The 15,545-nt window shown below is 34.6% G+C and carries 19 protein-coding genes and 1 other annotated feature; of the genes, 4 read left to right on the forward strand and 15 right to left on the reverse strand.

Going from position 1 to position 15,545, the window contains the following annotated elements:
• Positions 1–102: 102 nt before the first annotated feature.
• The 8 genes from Y7E_RS0121275 to Y7E_RS0121310 form a co-directional block, all read right to left on the reverse strand.
• Positions 103–384: a hypothetical protein gene (locus tag Y7E_RS0121275; protein ID WP_026049296.1), complete on the reverse strand. Its 282-nt coding sequence runs from the start codon at positions 382–384 to the stop codon at positions 103–105.
• 95 nt (positions 385–479) lie between these two features.
• Positions 480–764, reverse strand: a complete 285-nt coding sequence (locus tag Y7E_RS0121280; RefSeq protein WP_017153268.1) for a DUF4176 domain-containing protein — start codon at positions 762–764, stop codon at positions 480–482.
• Position 765: 1 nt separating this feature from the next.
• Complete coding sequence (locus tag Y7E_RS0121285; RefSeq protein ID WP_017153269.1) at positions 766–975, reverse strand: hypothetical protein; 210 nt, start codon at positions 973–975, stop codon at positions 766–768.
• Between the two features lie 14 nt (positions 976–989).
• Positions 990–1,862 (reverse strand): WXG100 family type VII secretion target, encoded by an 873-nt coding sequence (locus Y7E_RS0121290; RefSeq protein ID WP_017153270.1) that lies wholly within the window; start codon positions 1,860–1,862, stop codon positions 990–992.
• 54 nt (positions 1,863–1,916) lie between these two features.
• On the reverse strand, positions 1,917–2,702 hold the full coding sequence (locus Y7E_RS0121295; RefSeq protein WP_017153271.1) for a hypothetical protein: 786 nt from the start codon (positions 2,700–2,702) through the stop codon (positions 1,917–1,919).
• Positions 2,703–3,072: 370 nt separating this feature from the next.
• Entirely contained in the window at positions 3,073–3,639 is a 567-nt protein-coding gene (locus tag Y7E_RS0121300; RefSeq protein WP_017153272.1) for a DUF4352 domain-containing protein, read from the reverse strand.
• A 109-nt stretch (positions 3,640–3,748) separates the two neighbouring features.
• The gene (locus Y7E_RS0121305) at positions 3,749–3,997 is read right to left on the reverse strand and encodes a YusU family protein (RefSeq protein WP_017153273.1); all 249 of its coding nucleotides are present in this window, start codon (positions 3,995–3,997) and stop codon (positions 3,749–3,751) included.
• A gap of 114 nt (positions 3,998–4,111) precedes the next feature.
• Positions 4,112–4,414: an MTH1187 family thiamine-binding protein gene (locus Y7E_RS0121310; RefSeq protein WP_001018864.1), complete on the reverse strand. Its 303-nt coding sequence runs from the start codon at positions 4,412–4,414 to the stop codon at positions 4,112–4,114.
• Positions 4,415–4,602: 188 nt separating this feature from the next.
• Between Y7E_RS0121310 and Y7E_RS0121315 the strand changes: the two genes are divergently transcribed.
• Together Y7E_RS0121315 and Y7E_RS0121320 are read left to right on the forward strand one after the other, a co-directional pair.
• Entirely contained in the window at positions 4,603–5,277 is a 675-nt protein-coding gene (locus Y7E_RS0121315; RefSeq protein WP_017153274.1) for a hypothetical protein, read from the forward strand.
• Positions 5,278–5,408: 131 nt separating this feature from the next.
• Positions 5,409–6,167: a TrmB family transcriptional regulator gene (locus tag Y7E_RS0121320; protein WP_017153275.1), complete on the forward strand. Its 759-nt coding sequence runs from the start codon at positions 5,409–5,411 to the stop codon at positions 6,165–6,167.
• Positions 6,168–6,439: 272 nt separating this feature from the next.
• Here Y7E_RS0121320 and Y7E_RS0121325 read toward each other — a convergent pair whose 3' ends face one another.
• The 5 genes from Y7E_RS0121325 to Y7E_RS0121345 all read right to left on the reverse strand — a co-directional run bounded on the left by Y7E_RS0121325 (position 6,440) and on the right by Y7E_RS0121345 (position 11,776).
• Positions 6,440–7,612: an MFS transporter gene (locus tag Y7E_RS0121325; protein ID WP_017153276.1), complete on the reverse strand. Its 1,173-nt coding sequence runs from the start codon at positions 7,610–7,612 to the stop codon at positions 6,440–6,442.
• Positions 7,613–7,776: 164 nt separating this feature from the next.
• Positions 7,777–9,090, reverse strand: coding sequence for an APC family permease (locus tag Y7E_RS0121330; RefSeq protein ID WP_017153277.1), 1,314 nt, complete (start codon positions 9,088–9,090; stop codon positions 7,777–7,779).
• A 65-nt stretch (positions 9,091–9,155) separates the two neighbouring features.
• Positions 9,156–9,391, reverse strand: a binding site (T-box leader).
• A 249-nt stretch (positions 9,392–9,640) separates the two neighbouring features.
• On the reverse strand, positions 9,641–10,480 hold the full coding sequence (locus Y7E_RS0121335; RefSeq protein WP_017153278.1) for a hypothetical protein: 840 nt from the start codon (positions 10,478–10,480) through the stop codon (positions 9,641–9,643).
• A 200-nt stretch (positions 10,481–10,680) separates the two neighbouring features.
• Complete coding sequence (locus tag Y7E_RS0121340) at positions 10,681–11,463, reverse strand: membrane protein insertase YidC (protein ID WP_017153279.1); 783 nt, start codon at positions 11,461–11,463, stop codon at positions 10,681–10,683.
• Between the two features lie 28 nt (positions 11,464–11,491).
• Positions 11,492–11,776 carry a hypothetical protein gene (locus Y7E_RS0121345; protein ID WP_017153280.1) on the reverse strand — a complete coding sequence of 95 codons (285 nt, stop codon included), beginning with the start codon at positions 11,774–11,776 and terminating at the stop codon, positions 11,492–11,494.
• 277 nt (positions 11,777–12,053) lie between these two features.
• On the opposite strand from Y7E_RS0121345, the gene Y7E_RS0121355 reads away from it, so the two are divergent.
• Positions 12,054–12,947, forward strand: coding sequence for a YitT family protein (locus Y7E_RS0121355; RefSeq protein WP_017153282.1), 894 nt, complete (start codon positions 12,054–12,056; stop codon positions 12,945–12,947).
• A 315-nt stretch (positions 12,948–13,262) separates the two neighbouring features.
• Here Y7E_RS0121355 and Y7E_RS0121360 read toward each other — a convergent pair whose 3' ends face one another.
• Entirely contained in the window at positions 13,263–13,532 is a 270-nt protein-coding gene (locus Y7E_RS0121360; RefSeq protein ID WP_017153283.1) for a hypothetical protein, read from the reverse strand.
• A 428-nt stretch (positions 13,533–13,960) separates the two neighbouring features.
• On the opposite strand from Y7E_RS0121360, the gene Y7E_RS0121365 reads away from it, so the two are divergent.
• Entirely contained in the window at positions 13,961–14,347 is a 387-nt protein-coding gene (locus tag Y7E_RS0121365) for a DUF3938 domain-containing protein (RefSeq protein WP_017153284.1), read from the forward strand.
• Positions 14,348–14,452: 105 nt separating this feature from the next.
• Here Y7E_RS0121365 and Y7E_RS0121370 read toward each other — a convergent pair whose 3' ends face one another.
• A complete protein-coding gene (locus tag Y7E_RS0121370) occupies positions 14,453–15,529 on the reverse strand; it encodes a M50 family metallopeptidase (protein ID WP_026049297.1) in 1,077 nt (358 codons plus the stop codon).
• Positions 15,530–15,545 lie beyond the last annotated feature (16 nt).

Below are 15,545 nucleotides of genomic sequence, written 5' to 3' on the forward strand. Positions count from 1 at the left end.
TTAGATATATTTAATAATAACTAAAATATCGGTTACAAATAATAAAAATTTATAAAGAAAAGACTTTTTAATTAAAAAGTCTTTTCTTTAAATATATATGTATTAAAATCTATATTTTTTTACTGTACAAGGAATAGTTACAATGTATAAATCTATAGCATAAATTGTAACTAAAATTCCCTTTCCTTCAGCTTCTAACTTTTTATTTAGTTGAGATAAATGCTCTGAAACTTTTCTTTTCCCCCATCTTCTAGGAAGCCATTGAAAAACCTTAGGAACATTATGTTTCTTGTTATACCACACATTCAATCTCCAAAAAGTGAAAAAAAACGAGACAATAATTATAATACAAAAAATATCAAAATATGAAATTCCTAAAATCATATTATATATTCTACCTTTTCACTAGAAATTTGATGATTTATCTTCTAAAATTTCACTCTTTAACTATTTCAAAAACACTAATACCTTAAAAATAATTACTGTTTTTCTTCACTTTCTTTTTTAAATAACTTTTGAAACTCTAATTCTGTTTCATTAATAAAACCAAGATGTAAAACACTAGAAATATCTTCATGATTCAAAAAGAAATTATACTCCGAAGAAATATTACCATGAGGAAAATAACAACATACATAATCCCATGTTTTTTTTGTTTCAGAATCCATCTGTTTTCTTCCATAAACCATTAATGGATGTTCCCAATCTTTAAACATTACAACAGAACCTATTGGAAGTAATTCTAACTCTAAATTTTGTCCCATCTTATTTTCCCCTTCTTAAAATAGCTTTTTTTATAATAAAATAAGTGATAGAAAATAATAAACAAGTACCAATTATACCAAAAACTGCAACTGAAATGTTACCTGCTAATGTTTCATTCGGATCTAATGCATTAGGTAAAATTGTACCGAAAATTGCAATACAAGCTAATATAATCATAAGATATTTAAAATTTTTCACTTTTTTATTCATACTAATTATCTCCTTTATTCCTTAACATTAACTTCTAAACCAAATCCCCATAAACCTACACCAGGACCAAATGGTAAATGGAATTTGAATCCGCTTTTTCCAGCTTCAAAAGATCCCCCGAGTGTCCCAAGCGACGCTGATCCCCCAATTTGTAATTTTTTATCAATAAATGGAAGAGGGATTTTTATAGCACTCTCATATTTTACTAGAGTAGCTTCAGCCCCTATATGTAAATTTCCATTTTCTACATGAGCACCTAACTCTGCAGTAGCAAGTGCTACTTTAGCTTCAGCTCCTAATCCACTTCCTCCAATATTCTCTCGTTCTATTCCAGCTTGAGCTACTGTAAAACCAACCATAGGTCCATAAGTTTGTTCCCTCTTTTCTCTATCTTTTACATCAAATTGATCATAAGTACGAGAACTTACAAATGGCTCCGCTTCAAGTGTAAGACCTTTAATAAATAAACCACCATCTCCCTTTTCATCTACAAGTGATTTTTCATACTTTTTACCATTGATTACATTACCAATTCCTTTTACAACTACTCCAGCACCTGCTTCAACTGCAGATTTTGTATTCATCAAAAATGAATCATTTTTAGAACTTTCAGGTGAATATTCCAAGTCAGCCTTTTCAAATTTCTCTGCTATACGAATTAATTCATCTTCTATTTGTTTTAAAACATTAAGAAAAGATTCATGTGCTTTATTCATTCTAGGTAAATCATTATAAAAACTTAAACTTGACGCACCAATCCATCTCATTTGAAGATTAAATAATTCCCCTTGAATCTTCAAATGACGATCTGATTCTACATTACTAGCATATTTAAAATTCTTTGCAATTCTTCTCAATTCTTCCGGTTTAACTTGTATATTCCCCATGTATATCCCCCCTAATAAAACATTCAATAAATTTCATAATATAAATATTTAATTCTAATCATTAAAAATCCTACTTTTTCTTACTTTAATTGTTTCTAAAATATAGAAAAGAACCCCTAAACCAAATATCTTTTCAGTATTAGAAATATTGTTACCTAATTTAATAATAGGTGCATTTAATCCAAATCTTTCATTCCATTCCAAAGGCATATATCCTCTTTTACAATTTATTAATATACGATCATCTCTTGTACGAAAAGACGTTTCGAAAAAATCAAATTCCACTTCTACCTCAGAAAGTTTTATCTCTTTTTCATCCATCAAAGAACCACGTACCATTCCAAATCCTTGTATCATATTTTCTTTAAACATACCTACACAATTATAATTTGAATCATAAATAGCCCAATCATAATTTTCAACTTCACTATGAAAATATGCAAGAATTTCTCCATCACTTGCTTCCAATCCAACAACTTGTTTATTTTTTAAAAAAGGTAATGTCGAAGAAATCATCTTTGTTCCTGCTACATATCTCCCATCAGGGGTATATAAACCGAAATGTTTATTACTTTCGGGCAATTCTAATAAAACATAAGTGTCAATATCCCAAAACGTTACATCATTTTTAACCATATTCTCTTTTAATAAATTCCCTTTTCTTAATTGCCAAAATCCAATTCCCAAAACAACAAACGAAACTATAATAATGAAGATTACTTCTCCCCAATTAACATAACCCCAAGTATTATATATACAAAATAATCCAAAAAGAAAAACTCCCGTTCCAATTAAACACTTAAACTTCCCTTTCTTTGTATAATACTCAAATAATTCCACGCAAACACCTCTATCAGTCGGTCTTAATATTTCAATTATTCTTCAAATATATCAAAGATAAACTATATCGCCCAACATTTTTTTAGTATTTATTATGTTTTAAAATATAACATACAATAAGTGGAAGAAGTCTAGATCCATCTACAAGTATTCCTTGTTGTCATGATGTTATTTTTCACAAAATAATGGTAACTAAAATAAAAAAGAAGACTCTTACTGAATTCCTATCAAATCAGTATTTTACACTTGAACCCTGCACTTTGTGTGAGAATTTTTTATAAAATAAAAGACACTCAAAAAAGTGCCTCTTCCACATAAAATATAAAATGCAGACCTACAGCAATCCATCTTTAACAATATTTAGCCTTACCTATAGGTTTATAATTATTTTTTTCTTCTTGTCCCAGAAATTTGGTGTGAATTGTAATTGTAACTTTTCCCCTACAGGTTGTTCAAAGACCATTGAACCTGTTACCTGGCCATTTGGTGCTAATTGCCCAGAATTCAAAGCATTGTTTTGGTTAACTGTTGAAAACATCACGCTTGTGATATTTCCCTTACTATTTTTCATTTGGAAATCAAGTGAACTATACGGAATATCCTCTTTTCCACCGTTATAGATATTTACCGATACAACTATATATTCATGACCTGGTTTCGGTTTTTCAAGTTCCCCACCATTTGATTTTTTTACATCTGTAACAGTAAGCCCATGATCACCAAGTTTAATTGTTTCTCCAACAGAGTATTCTTTTTTCAAATCCTTTTCGGCATTTTGAACCTCTTGTCCATCTGTTGTCACTTCTTCCGCTTTGTATTTCGTTTTCGGATCACCAAAAATAAGCATCATCAACATAAATGTAGTAAAAGTGCCAACTACGACAATTGCGCCCCATCCGACATACTCCCAAATCTTCGACTTCTTTTCAGCATCCACTTTCATTTCTCCCCTTATATATAAATTTAAATAAATAATATCAAACATATAAATTTTACAATGTCATATCATGTCGAAAATAATAAAAAAACCACTCTATGAGCGACTTTTAGTCTTTATGATTACGATGTTCTTCATTTAACTTCTTAATATTAGCTATTAAATGTACCATTTCTTCTTTTGCATCTGGATACGTCTCATTCCAATGCTTTACTAAAGCAGGCATCGTTTTCGCGATATAAGAGTACAATGCCCATTTTTGCACCTGTTCTTTTCTTTCTTCACTGCTTTCCCCTAGCAATAATTCTGTATACTTTTCAAGCAACCCATCAAACTGCTCATTAAACTTGTCACTCATCGTTCTTCCTCCTTCTCTAAATTCCACAATTGATAATAAAAAAGTGTATCATGCATACACCCGTCTTGCCTAATTTATACACATAAAAAAAGCAGCGAAAATCGCTGCTTTTCCCTATAATTTTGATCGAACAGAGTTTAATTTTTTCTCCATTGTGCTTTCTTTATCGCGACGATCATCAATACGAATTGTTGTCGCTACACGCTTTGCACCTTTTGTATATGGTACCTCATGCATTTGTTGAATTACTTCAAGTAATACAGGAAGATCTCCTTCAATTACTGTATTCATCGGTGTTAATTGATACTTCACGCGATCTGCATTTTTCTCTAACACTTTTTGTACTTCTGCTACATATTCACTTACGCTTGGATTACCTGTTCCAACTGGAATAATCGATACATCAACAATTGCCATGATCGTTTCCCTCCTATGTTTGCTTCATTTCTATTGTACAAAACTCTCTCCTACTTTACTAACCATAACTATACTTTTAATTTATTTTTCATAATATGCTTATTCGTAGTAATCCTTCTCCATCTGTTATGCATATATTGATGGTACCCTTTTTTAATCACCTTATCCTTTTGAAAGGAAGTGGACACATGAAAAAGTTGTTTCTTACTTTATTAGCTATTCCGCTTCTATTTGGAACAACAGCGTGCGACATATGGCAGAAGGACCCAAAACCAGTGGAAAAACCTGAACCGAAGCCAGAACCAGCACCTAATCCAACTCCAACGCCTAGTCCAACCCCTCAACCTACCCCAACTCCACCACCTAATCCAACTCCGCCACCTAATCCAACTCCGCCACCTAATCCAACTCCGCCACCTAATCCACCAGCTTCAGTAGATACGGCACAAATCATGCAAAATCTAGTAAATGCAATTAACTCAGTTGGAAGTTCAAATGGCATTACCGTTAGCAGCATTAAACTCTTTACTGAAACAACACAAATCGCAACATACAACGGAATCTTTACTACGAAATTTGGATTGGGTGTTTCCATTTATAAAGCAACTGGTGGTATCGCTGCTGTTGCCATCGCCGGGTCAGGTACATCTAAAGAGCAAATTGACGCCTTTTATTCCACAATAAAGAATGTAATTAAAGCTCTTGATCCAGCTCTAAGTGAGCAAGATTTAAATACCATATTAGAAAAACTCGGTTCGAAAGATTACTTTCAGACAAAGCAATTCTCAACTCGAGCAATTAACGGTACACTAACTGTTACTGAAAACAATGGTACACTCATGTTCAAGGCGATTCATAATTAAACAGACAACAAAGAATAGGGTCCATTCGGATTCTATTCTTTCTTTTTTCCTGGTTAAAAAGTGAAGCACTTGTGTAAATGCACATACTTCTTTATTCTTATGTATAGAATCTAACTCGTTCGGAGGGCATTATGTTACAAAAATTCGGTTTCTCACAATATGAAAGCCAAGCATATGAAGTCGTAGTCTCAAGCGTTGAACCACTAGATGCAACAACGATTGTAAAACATTCGGGTGTTCCAAAAGCAAAAATATATGAGGTATTAGCGCGCCTCATCGATAAAGGAATGGTCATGGATTCCGTCTCAGAAAAGAAAAAGCTATATACCGCCCTGCCACTAGACCTTGCCATCCAAAAATTAACGGCAGAATTTCAATCTAATATTAAAGAACTCCAAACAAATATTTCAAAAAAATCATTCACAGACGATCGGGTTTGGAGTTTAAAAGTGCAATCTTCTATTCAAGTACAAAGTAAACAGTTAGTAGAAGAAGCGAAACAATCTATCCGTATCTCCGCTTGGAACGATACCTTTTTAGAGTATCTTCCCTTACTTGAAACAAAAGCAAAGCAAGGCGTTGATATTGAGGCACTTGTAGTCGGTAATGTAGAAACAAAACTTGCAAATATTCATTTTCTTATCCCAACGGAAGAACCTAACGCATTAGAACGTTACTTACTTCTTATTATTGATGATCGTGAAATTTTATTTGCTGGGGTAGAACAAGAATCTTGGCAGGCAATGAAAACAATGTCACAGCCATTCGTGAAATTCTTTACAGAGTTCTTCTATCACGATGTGGCCCTTGCGAAAATTACACAGAAACATCACGACCTCTTTATGAATGATGAGGAAATACGAAGCATTTTAATGAAATTACGATACTAAAAATAGTAAAGGAAATTCCTTTGCTATTTTTCTTTTGTTTCTTTATTTCAATTAACAACTCAATAATCTTCTCATTTTGCTTAACCTGTTTATCATAATTATGATAGAGGAAGCGAATCCATCGTAGTACAAAAGTAATCAGAAAAACTGGTAACACCATCGCCAAAAAGCCAATCACTGATTCGAAACCCATATGCCATCACTCCCCTCTCTGTACCCTTACATACAAAAATGGTAAATACTTCAATTTATTTCAAACAAAAAAGAACCTATCAAACGATAGATTCCTTCTTTGCCACATGAGTAGACTGCCCTCTCGTAATCGAGAAAATCGCACAAAATAGCGCTAAAATAATAAATCCACCGCCTACCCAAGCATTATATATAACAGATGATTGTTCAATCACAACCCCGCCCACCGTTGAGCCAAGTGCAATTCCTAAATGAAGTGCTGAGTTGTTTAAGCTTTGCTGAATGCCAGCTGATTCTGGTGCAATTTCAATTAAATAATTTTGCTGCGCCGGTGAAATCGCCCAGCTTAACATACTCCAAAGTCCCATCATAATAATAAATAGCGGGAAGGAGAATGTCATCATCGGTAAAATAAAAATCGCACATGCAAAGACGATAATAATAGAGATAATACTTTTCTTCGATCCCCATTTATCAGCAAGCCAACCTCCAAAACCGCCGCCGATTACTGCAGCAATACCGAAAATAAAGTAAAACACGCTAATCCAGTTTGCTTCAACATGCATCACATCTTTTAAAAACGGTGTCAAATATGCATATAGTGTTAAATGTCCTGTTAAGAATAAGAATGATGTTAACTGCGCACTAACGATCTTTTTATCTTTCAAAGTAGCAATTTGTTCTCTTATCGACAATACAGCTACTGGTGGAACCTTTGTTAAGAATAAAGAAATACTAGCAATTGCGATAACCGTTAAGACCGAAATTAAAACAAATGGTGCACGCCATCCGTATGCATTTCCAAGTATAAGACCTAATGGTACACCAAGTACGAGTGACCCACTAATCCCCATAAAAATAATTCCAATTGCACGCGCACGGAAATGCGGCTCTACAACACTAGAAGCCAGTGTCACTGACAATGCAATAATTAAAGACCCACTTGCTGCACAAATGACCCTTGAGAACATGAGCATCCCGTAATTCAAACTAAGTGCTGAAATGATATTACCAATTAAGAAAATAGATAATGCCCCGATATATAATGTCTTACGCTCAATTTTTCCTGTCACCGCCAATAAAATTGGTCCTGAAAGAGCAAACACAACCGAGAATATTGTAATAAGCTGGCCCGCTGCACTAATAGATACACCTAAATCATTCGCGACTAAATCGAGCGTTCCTCCAATAATTAGCTCAACCGTCCCGACTACGAATGCCGCAATCGCTAAAATATATACACGAAAATTCACGTTTTTCCCCACACTTTCTTTCGTTCACTTTTGGTTACTACAATCATAGTAACCAAAATAACATTTGCAATCAAGTGTAAATTCTCCTGCATACGACTAGAAATTTTTTACAAATAAAAAGAGCAGACATATCATATGCCTGCTCTTTGCACTATCCCTATTCTTTAGGACCGCGTTTCTTTTTTCTTATTTAAATACCAGTAAATCGGTAGACCTGTAAATACCATTCCAATCGATAAGAAGCAGCTTATTGGATCATTAATAATCGCACTTCCAATTACGAATAGTGATCCTAAAATCGCCACGATTGGTACAATCGGGAATAGTGGCACACTGTATGCACGTTCTTTCCCTTCATTACGTTTTCGTAAAATGAAGACCCCAATAAATGTCATCACATAGAAAATATAAATAATAAATACAGAAATCTCGGAAAGCTTATTTGGATCACTAATAATCATTAAAATAATCCCTAATATGATTTCAAAAGTAATCGCATTTGCTGGTGTTTTAAACTTTTCATGTGCCTTAGCAATAAACTTAGAAAATGGAAGTTGTCCACGTTCCGCCATTGACATTGGAATACGCGGGAATGTTAAAATCTTTCCGTTTAAGCATCCAAAAATAGAAATAATAATACCGATACTAATGATTTTCCCGCCATGTTCTCCAAGAAGCATACCTGCTGCTGTCGCTGTCGCGTTTTCTCCAAGATCTACAATCTTTGCTGCTGGTAATACTTTCAGCAATGCTAAATTAATTAATACGTAAGCTGCTGTTACAATTAAAATCCCTAATGTCATTGCCTTTGGTAATAACTTTGTTGGATTTTTCATTTCACCGCCGATAGAAGCAAGTAAAATCCAACCATCATAAGCAAATAACGTTGCTAAAATTGCCATCCCAATGCTTTGATTTTCTGATATCGGTACAACTACGTTAAAGATATCACTATTCCCTTTCCAAAAACCTAAAACAACAATTAACACGATCGGAATCATCTTTCCAACTGTTGTAACTGTTTGAACAATACCTCCATACTTCGTTCCAACACTATTGACAATACCAAGGAACACAACTGTTCCAATTGCTATTGGTAAATTCCATACTTTATCTAGATAGAAAAAGTTAATCACTAAAGAACTAAAATACAAACCTAATGTCCCAATAATAGCTGGACCATATACAATTGTTTGCATCCAGCCGGATAAATACCCCCAAAAGCTTCCGTAAATCTCCTCTAAATACGTGTACAATCCACCATTTTTCGGAATTTGTGCTCCAATCTCAGCTACAGTTAAACCACTAGCTAATGTTAACAAGCCACCTATTACCCAAGCAAGAATTGCCATATTAGAACTCCCTGAGTAATCTAATACACTCCCTGGCTTCATAAATACACCAGATCCAATAATAGTTCCTACGACGATTGATAGTGCTACCGTTAAACCAATTTTGTTTTTCTCATCATGATGCATGCCGCATTTCCTCCTTCCAATTCTAGTGTGATGCAAAAATGAAATAAAAAAACACTCCTCCCTAAAAAAGGGACGAGTGTTGTATTCGTGGTTCCACCCTTGTTTCATCAGCAAAGTAACACACTTCACCAATTTCTCAAGTCTAAATAACGGCTTTTGCCGGCAAGCAATTACTAGATATTCGTTCACTGCTGCAGTTCAGAGGTGGTAATCCATTTTTCCGTATTAGGAAGCTCACAGCCAAAGACCTCCTTCTCTGAGAATCGTAAAAAATCGATCATGTCCTCATCATCACTTCTTGATGTCGAATTTTGTAGTTAATGTTCATTATATTGAATGTTCTAAAAAAATCAATATTATTTTTATATAACATACAAAATATTTCTTCTCATATTATAACAGAACCTAATACATTTCTCTAATTTTCGATAAAAAAGGACAGATTTCTTCAAGAGAGAAATCTGTCCTAGAATAAACTCTATATCGTTTCTTTCGGTTGCCCATACGAAAGAAACTTCTATTAACGGTTTTTACACTTTCTATATTTCAATTAGTTACTTGCCTTCTTCATTAAAAATTTATGATCTTTAATTGGAAAATCGACACCTAGCTCATCTAATTGTGCTTTTACTTTGTCCATAATCGCTTCCGCTTTTTTCTTTGTCGCATCATCAAGGTTTGCAAACATTTCTTCTTGTTTTCCTTTTTCAGGAAGTTTCACACCTAATTCTTCCAGTTTCTCTTTTGCTTGTTCATGTGTTAATGTACCAGATTTCTTCTGATCCATAATTGCTTTTACCTTTTCTTTCGCCTCGTCATCAAGGTTCGCTAACATTTCCACACGCTTCCCTTTTTCAGGAAGATTTACACCTAGTTCGGCTAGTTTCTCTTTTGCTTGTTCATGTGTTAATGTACCCGATTTTTCCTGATCCATAATCGCTTTTACCTTTTCTTTCGCCTCGTCATCAAGGTTCGCTAACATTTCCACGCGCTTCCCTTTTTCAGGAAGATTTATACCTAGTTCGGCCAATTTCTCTTTTGCTTGTTCATGTGTTAATGTACCCGATTTTTCCTGATCCATAATCGCTTTTACCTTTTCTTTTGCCCCATCATCAAGGTTTGCTAACATTTCCACGCGCTTCCCTTTTTCAGGAAGATTTACACCTAGTTCAGCTAATTGTTTTTTGGCGTTCTCCATAATCGTTTGTACTTTTTGTTTCGTTGCTTCATCCAATTTTTGATTCTGATTTCCTTTTGTCGTTTGTTCTGTTGCTGATGTAGAATTGGCATCGTTCGTTGCCGCAAAAGCAGGAACACCTACTCCCCCTATGATTCCTAGTGATAAAGCTCCGGCAGCTACTAAATATCCAACTGTTTTTTTCTTCTTCATAAAAAACTTCCTCCTTCATTTTGTATCACATACATTTCGAAAACATGTACACTCTCGTATACAATACATATAGTAAAGTTGGTTTCTTAATTTTCCCTTAACTGTTTCTACAAGACTTGGCGACTGTAAAAAATGATTCTATTGTGGTACCAAAATTCAATACATCAAAAAAGCCACTCCTAAATTAGAGTGGCTTTCTTCTATGCATTTTGTAATTGTCCTTGTTCACGATCCATTACTTTTCTAAGCACAATTGTTTGTAGCATTGTAAATATGTTACCTGTAATCCAGTATAATACAAGTCCTGATGGCGCCGCAAATCCCATAAATAAAATCATTGCTGGCATCATGAACTGTTGCACTTTCAGCATTTGAACTTGCTCTCCTGCCGATGTATTTGACTGCATAACCTTCATTTGAATAAATGTTGTCAGTGCTGCAAGAATCGGTAATATATGATACGGATCTGCATGTCCTAAGTTTACCCATAAAAATGAAGATGTACGAATCTCTTCAGTCCGGCTAATCGCATAATACAATGCTGAAAAAATTGGCATTTGTATTAAAAGTGGCAAGCAACCAGCTAAAGGATTCCACCCACCTGTTTTCATTAGTTCTGACATTTCTTTTTGATATTGTTTTTGTTTTTCAATATCTTTGCTTACATCACCATGTTTTTCTTTCAACTTTTGCATCTCTGGCTGCATTGTTTTCATCTTCATTTGACTACGATATTGCGAAACAGCTAATGGGATCATTGCTGAGCGAACCAAAAGCGTAATAATAATAATCGCAATCCCAAAGCTTCCACCAGGTACATGATGTGAGGCAAATTGAAGCATAAGTGAGATTGGATATACAAAATAGTGATTCCAAATCCCAGTACTATTTGCATCAATCGGTGCCGTATTGCTACACCCAGATAAAACAAAAACAAGTAATAATGATAAACTAACGAGCACAGCTCGGTATGATTTTAACATGTTCATTCCTCCAATGTTTCGTAATTAGTTAGCGAAACATTGGTGTATACGGACCGACCTCGTCACTCTCTCCGCTCGATTCTTGTCTACGAACCGAACGAATCATTCCATATTTATAGAAGATAGAAAAAAGCGGAGTATTTCCTATACGCTCTTCACATGTATCAACTAATGCGAAAGCTTTTTGTCTACCGCTCGATGTTTGCTGGCGTACAAAGCGAGAAACATTAGCGAGAAAAAAGACTTCTAATAAACAAAGCGCTGTCGTTACAACAGATATATAGAGAATTGCATCTTGCAATAAAAATTCCATCGCTTCACATCCTTAATAAGTTCATTTTAGCACATTCCACAAATGTTCTCTATTTTCTTTTATTTTCAAATTAAACCTTTTGCATATTTTATCAGGAAAATATACGAAGACGATTAGTGTATTCGCTTTCTTTAGTATATTCACACACATAACTGAATAGGATTGATTTGTTAGAAATTTATAAAATTTTTGCATTATAATAAAACTATTGCCAGTTTTTGAAAAAAGCATTATTCTCTTCTTGTAATCAAAAATGAATATGGAGATGAAACATACTATGGGTCAATTAGGAGACGCCGATTACGTTCCCGACACCGCCTTTTTATCCTTCCCAGCAGCTAGAACATTTCATTTAGAATTTATAATACAGTTGATTGTTATTTTTGTAGCTTCGATTTTGTATGCTATTTCAATGAATATGTTTTTTATCCCGCATAATATGATTAGCGGTGGTTTCGCTGGTGTAGGGATGATTATCGGTTATTTAATGCACTATAATATCGGTGCACTTATCTTTTTATTAAACATCCCACTACTTGTTCTAAGTCACTTTTACTTAGGAAAGAAGACAACCTTTTTAACAGCTTATTTCGTGGCTGTATCATCACTTGCCATGAACATTATCCCCGTACATCAAGTATCAGATGATATTTTACTTTCTTCTGTATTTGGTGGTGTTATCTGTGGTGCAGCATCAGGAATTATATTCCGATTTGCATCTTCAACTGGTGGATTTGATATTGTTGGATTGATTGTAGCGAAATATAAAGACATTTCGATTGGTGCCATTATTTTTGTCTTCAACTTAGTCTTACTTGTTGTCGCTGGCTTTATTTTCGGATGGGATATTACACTGTACACGTTAATTAGCCGTTTTGTTGTCAGCAAGATAATTGACGCTGTGCATACAAAACATATTAAATTAACGATAATGACAATTACAGAAAAAGGCGAGGAAATTAAAAGCGCACTACTGCATCACGGTATACGTGGTGTGACGATGGTAGACGCTGTCGGCGGCTATACCAACCATAAGAAAAAAATGATTTACACCGTCGTAACTCGTTACGAATTAGGAGAAATAAAGCGTATCATTCGTCATGTAGACAATCATGCGTTTATGAATATTACAGAAACCGTTGAAATCGTTGGACGTTTCAAACGTATATAAGAAAGCGCAAGGAATTATGATTCCTTGCGTTTTTATTTATCCTACTATTCGCGGACAGTAAGACCCCCACCTCAAAATTCAGCAAGAGCATTGTCCAGCTCTAGCGGCTAGAATCTCTGGTCGTTTCGCCCCCTCGGACGAGGCAAAAAGCGCCTCTCTGTCGGGAGCTCCAACGTCCTGCGATTCTGAGCAAGCCGCTTCCGCTTTTCTAAAGAAGTTAGGTGGGGGATCAACTGACCGTAAAAGCCCGATTGGTTCACCTAATACAAATGGAAGGGTTTTAACTGATATAAATTTCTTCTTACACCAGCTAACTTACGATGTGTATGTATTCGTTCCACGCAATAATCTTTGATTGTAATTATGAGCTGCAAGTGCTCCCCAAACCATACAAATAATATGTGTAACAAAAAGCCCAATCCCAAATGTTACAATACCTACAATTAATTCAATAATAATCATAATAATTGCACCAATAATTGTTGAATACAGCATTCCAAAAGAACCAAACAAAAACGTTAATACTAAAGAAACCCCTATACTTTTCGTAGGTGTAACTACAATATGCTGCTTTTGTGTACCCATCTAATCAACCTCCTCTTTATTAACTAAAAATTCAGTCAAATTAATTGTACAATAAAATGGGATATTAATCCATAAAATATAATCCTTCGAATTATTTTACACTTATTACAAAATCAGATAATTCCTATTATTATTCTACTAAATATGTTATAATACAATAAGACTTACAAAAAAGAATGTATAGACTTGGGAGTTTCTCTTACTTTTATAAGCAAAAAGAAACGAGAAGTCGGGTATATCTCAATGCAAGTTTACGTAATAACTAATCATTTTCATATCGTACAAGAAACGGTTTAAAAAGACCGCTCATCTTAGTTATTCTTCTTTAATCTTTTTATAAAAAAGATACGTACAACTAACACTCACTTCTATTATTATACCTACCTTTTTGACTTCCAAATCATCTTATTACATAAGGAGATGAACATATGAATCAAAATATACGCTATATAGTAGCTGTACTGTTTGCTATCATCGGTGGCACGATTTGCTTCTGGACAAACATTCAGCTGGGAGAGCATATCATTTTTAATGGAATCGAATCTGTTGTAAGCGCTTCAATATTAGGTGGATATATTTTCTTCCTCTTTAATCCAGAAGAAAATGCTCAAAAAACAATGCTATTAACAATGATCGGAATCGTTGGTGGATGTATTTCCTACTCAATGACAAACTATACATTACCACTTCAATTAAGCTCAGCTTTCTTCCACGGTCTTTGGACTTGGTTTATCGCATTTTGCTTAGCAGATGTATTTAACCTATTGCAAGATCCTGAAGAAGAGACTAGCCAAGGAGTCGAAAGTAATTCTTAATAGAAAAGAGTTTGGAAGATGAATCTTCCAGACTCTTTTTTCAATATATCGACCATTCGACAAAACTATAGAAAAGAGGATATCTTACTCGGCGTAAGATATCCTCTAGATTGCTAGTTTCTTTTGTAAAAGCTGGAACCATTCTCTCTCTAATTGCAAATAGCCGCCCCCACTCTTTTCAGCGTTCTTTAGCTCACTTTCTGCTTTTTTCATATATGTATGGAAGGATTCCGCATCCTTCTCTAAATATTTTAAGATTGCCTGTGTACGGTAATACCCATGCGGGTCCAATCTTGTTATAGCCTTCGCGTGCTGCTTCATATCTTTTAAAGAAACATCATCCATATCATATAGCACCTTATATAACAAATACCAACTATGAAAACCACCAACAAAATATTTATTTTCTTTTGTAACAGGTATTTGTAAAACCTGTTCTAAGCAAGCGATCCCAGTTTCCATTCCTTCTCTATCACATCGTGAATAAAATGTGAGCATTAGATCACTCAGTATTTCTCTTACCTCTTCATCGCCCTTTATTTTTTCTTCACTTATTTCTACTAACTTTTCGTCCCAATCTTTTGGTTGTTTTAAGCTCAACAACTCACTAGATACTTGAATACTATGTAAATGCTGCTTGGCATTCTCATCACCTTTAATTAAAATTAAAAATTGCTTGCCATCACTAAGCATAATTCCCTTCATTGGAATCGCTGTAGCTAAAAAGATTGCTAAATGTAATACAGAAAAGTATAAAAGAAATTGGTAGTAGCTCACCATGTATATATACCCTGATAACAAGCCGCACACCAAACTCGTTATCGGGCCACCTAACGTCATCCATGCCCATTTCTTTGAAAGATTTGGTGTATGTATAGAAGGCGGTAATAACATAGCTACGCCTCCAAAATACAACCACATTTTATTTTCTCTTATCCGTATTTTTTCCCCTTCCTTTTGAACTGTAATAGGGCCCGCTGTCATAAATTTAAATTTCAAACCGTTTAACAAACCAAAAATAACATGCCCAAGTTCATGGATAGCCAGAACAAGCACTACGATTCCAACAAACGCCCACATTTCCATCATTACCTGTGCTTTCTCTGGCTTGATCCATCCATATACAACTGAACAAACAAAAGCAATAACTATAGAAAAAGCTGGTCTTTTCAAAATGTCCACCATTTTTCTCCCTTCA

Source organism: Bacillus bingmayongensis (assembly GCF_000299035.1).
Classification (GTDB): domain Bacteria; phylum Bacillota; class Bacilli; order Bacillales; family Bacillaceae_G; genus Bacillus_A; species Bacillus_A bingmayongensis.

Coding starts and splice junctions, on each gene's coding strand:
- Y7E_RS0121275 (WP_026049296.1), bottom strand. CDS start 384: ATGATTTTAGGAATTTCATATTTTGATATTTTTTGTATTATAATTATT.
- Y7E_RS0121280 (WP_017153268.1), bottom strand. CDS start 764: ATGGGACAAAATTTAGAGTTAGAATTACTTCCAATAGGTTCTGTTGTA.
- Y7E_RS0121285 (WP_017153269.1), bottom strand. CDS start 975: ATGAATAAAAAAGTGAAAAATTTTAAATATCTTATGATTATATTAGCT.
- Y7E_RS0121290 (WP_017153270.1), bottom strand. CDS start 1,862: ATGGGGAATATACAAGTTAAACCGGAAGAATTGAGAAGAATTGCAAAG.
- Y7E_RS0121305 (WP_017153273.1), bottom strand. CDS start 3,997: ATGAGTGACAAGTTTAATGAGCAGTTTGATGGGTTGCTTGAAAAGTAT.
- Y7E_RS0121310 (WP_001018864.1), bottom strand. CDS start 4,414: ATGGCAATTGTTGATGTATCGATTATTCCAGTTGGAACAGGTAATCCA.
- Y7E_RS0121315 (WP_017153274.1), top strand. CDS start 4,603: ATGAAAAAGTTGTTTCTTACTTTATTAGCTATTCCGCTTCTATTTGGA.
- Y7E_RS0121320 (WP_017153275.1), top strand. CDS start 5,409: ATGTTACAAAAATTCGGTTTCTCACAATATGAAAGCCAAGCATATGAA.
- Y7E_RS0121330 (WP_017153277.1), bottom strand. CDS start 9,090: ATGCATCATGATGAGAAAAACAAAATTGGTTTAACGGTAGCACTATCA.
- Y7E_RS0121335 (WP_017153278.1), bottom strand. CDS start 10,480: ATGAAGAAGAAAAAAACAGTTGGATATTTAGTAGCTGCCGGAGCTTTA.
- Y7E_RS0121340 (WP_017153279.1), bottom strand. CDS start 11,463: ATGTTAAAATCATACCGAGCTGTGCTCGTTAGTTTATCATTATTACTT.
- Y7E_RS0121345 (WP_017153280.1), bottom strand. CDS start 11,776: ATGGAATTTTTATTGCAAGATGCAATTCTCTATATATCTGTTGTAACG.
- Y7E_RS0121355 (WP_017153282.1), top strand. CDS start 12,054: ATGGGTCAATTAGGAGACGCCGATTACGTTCCCGACACCGCCTTTTTA.
- Y7E_RS0121360 (WP_017153283.1), bottom strand. CDS start 13,532: ATGGGTACACAAAAGCAGCATATTGTAGTTACACCTACGAAAAGTATA.
- Y7E_RS0121365 (WP_017153284.1), top strand. CDS start 13,961: ATGAATCAAAATATACGCTATATAGTAGCTGTACTGTTTGCTATCATC.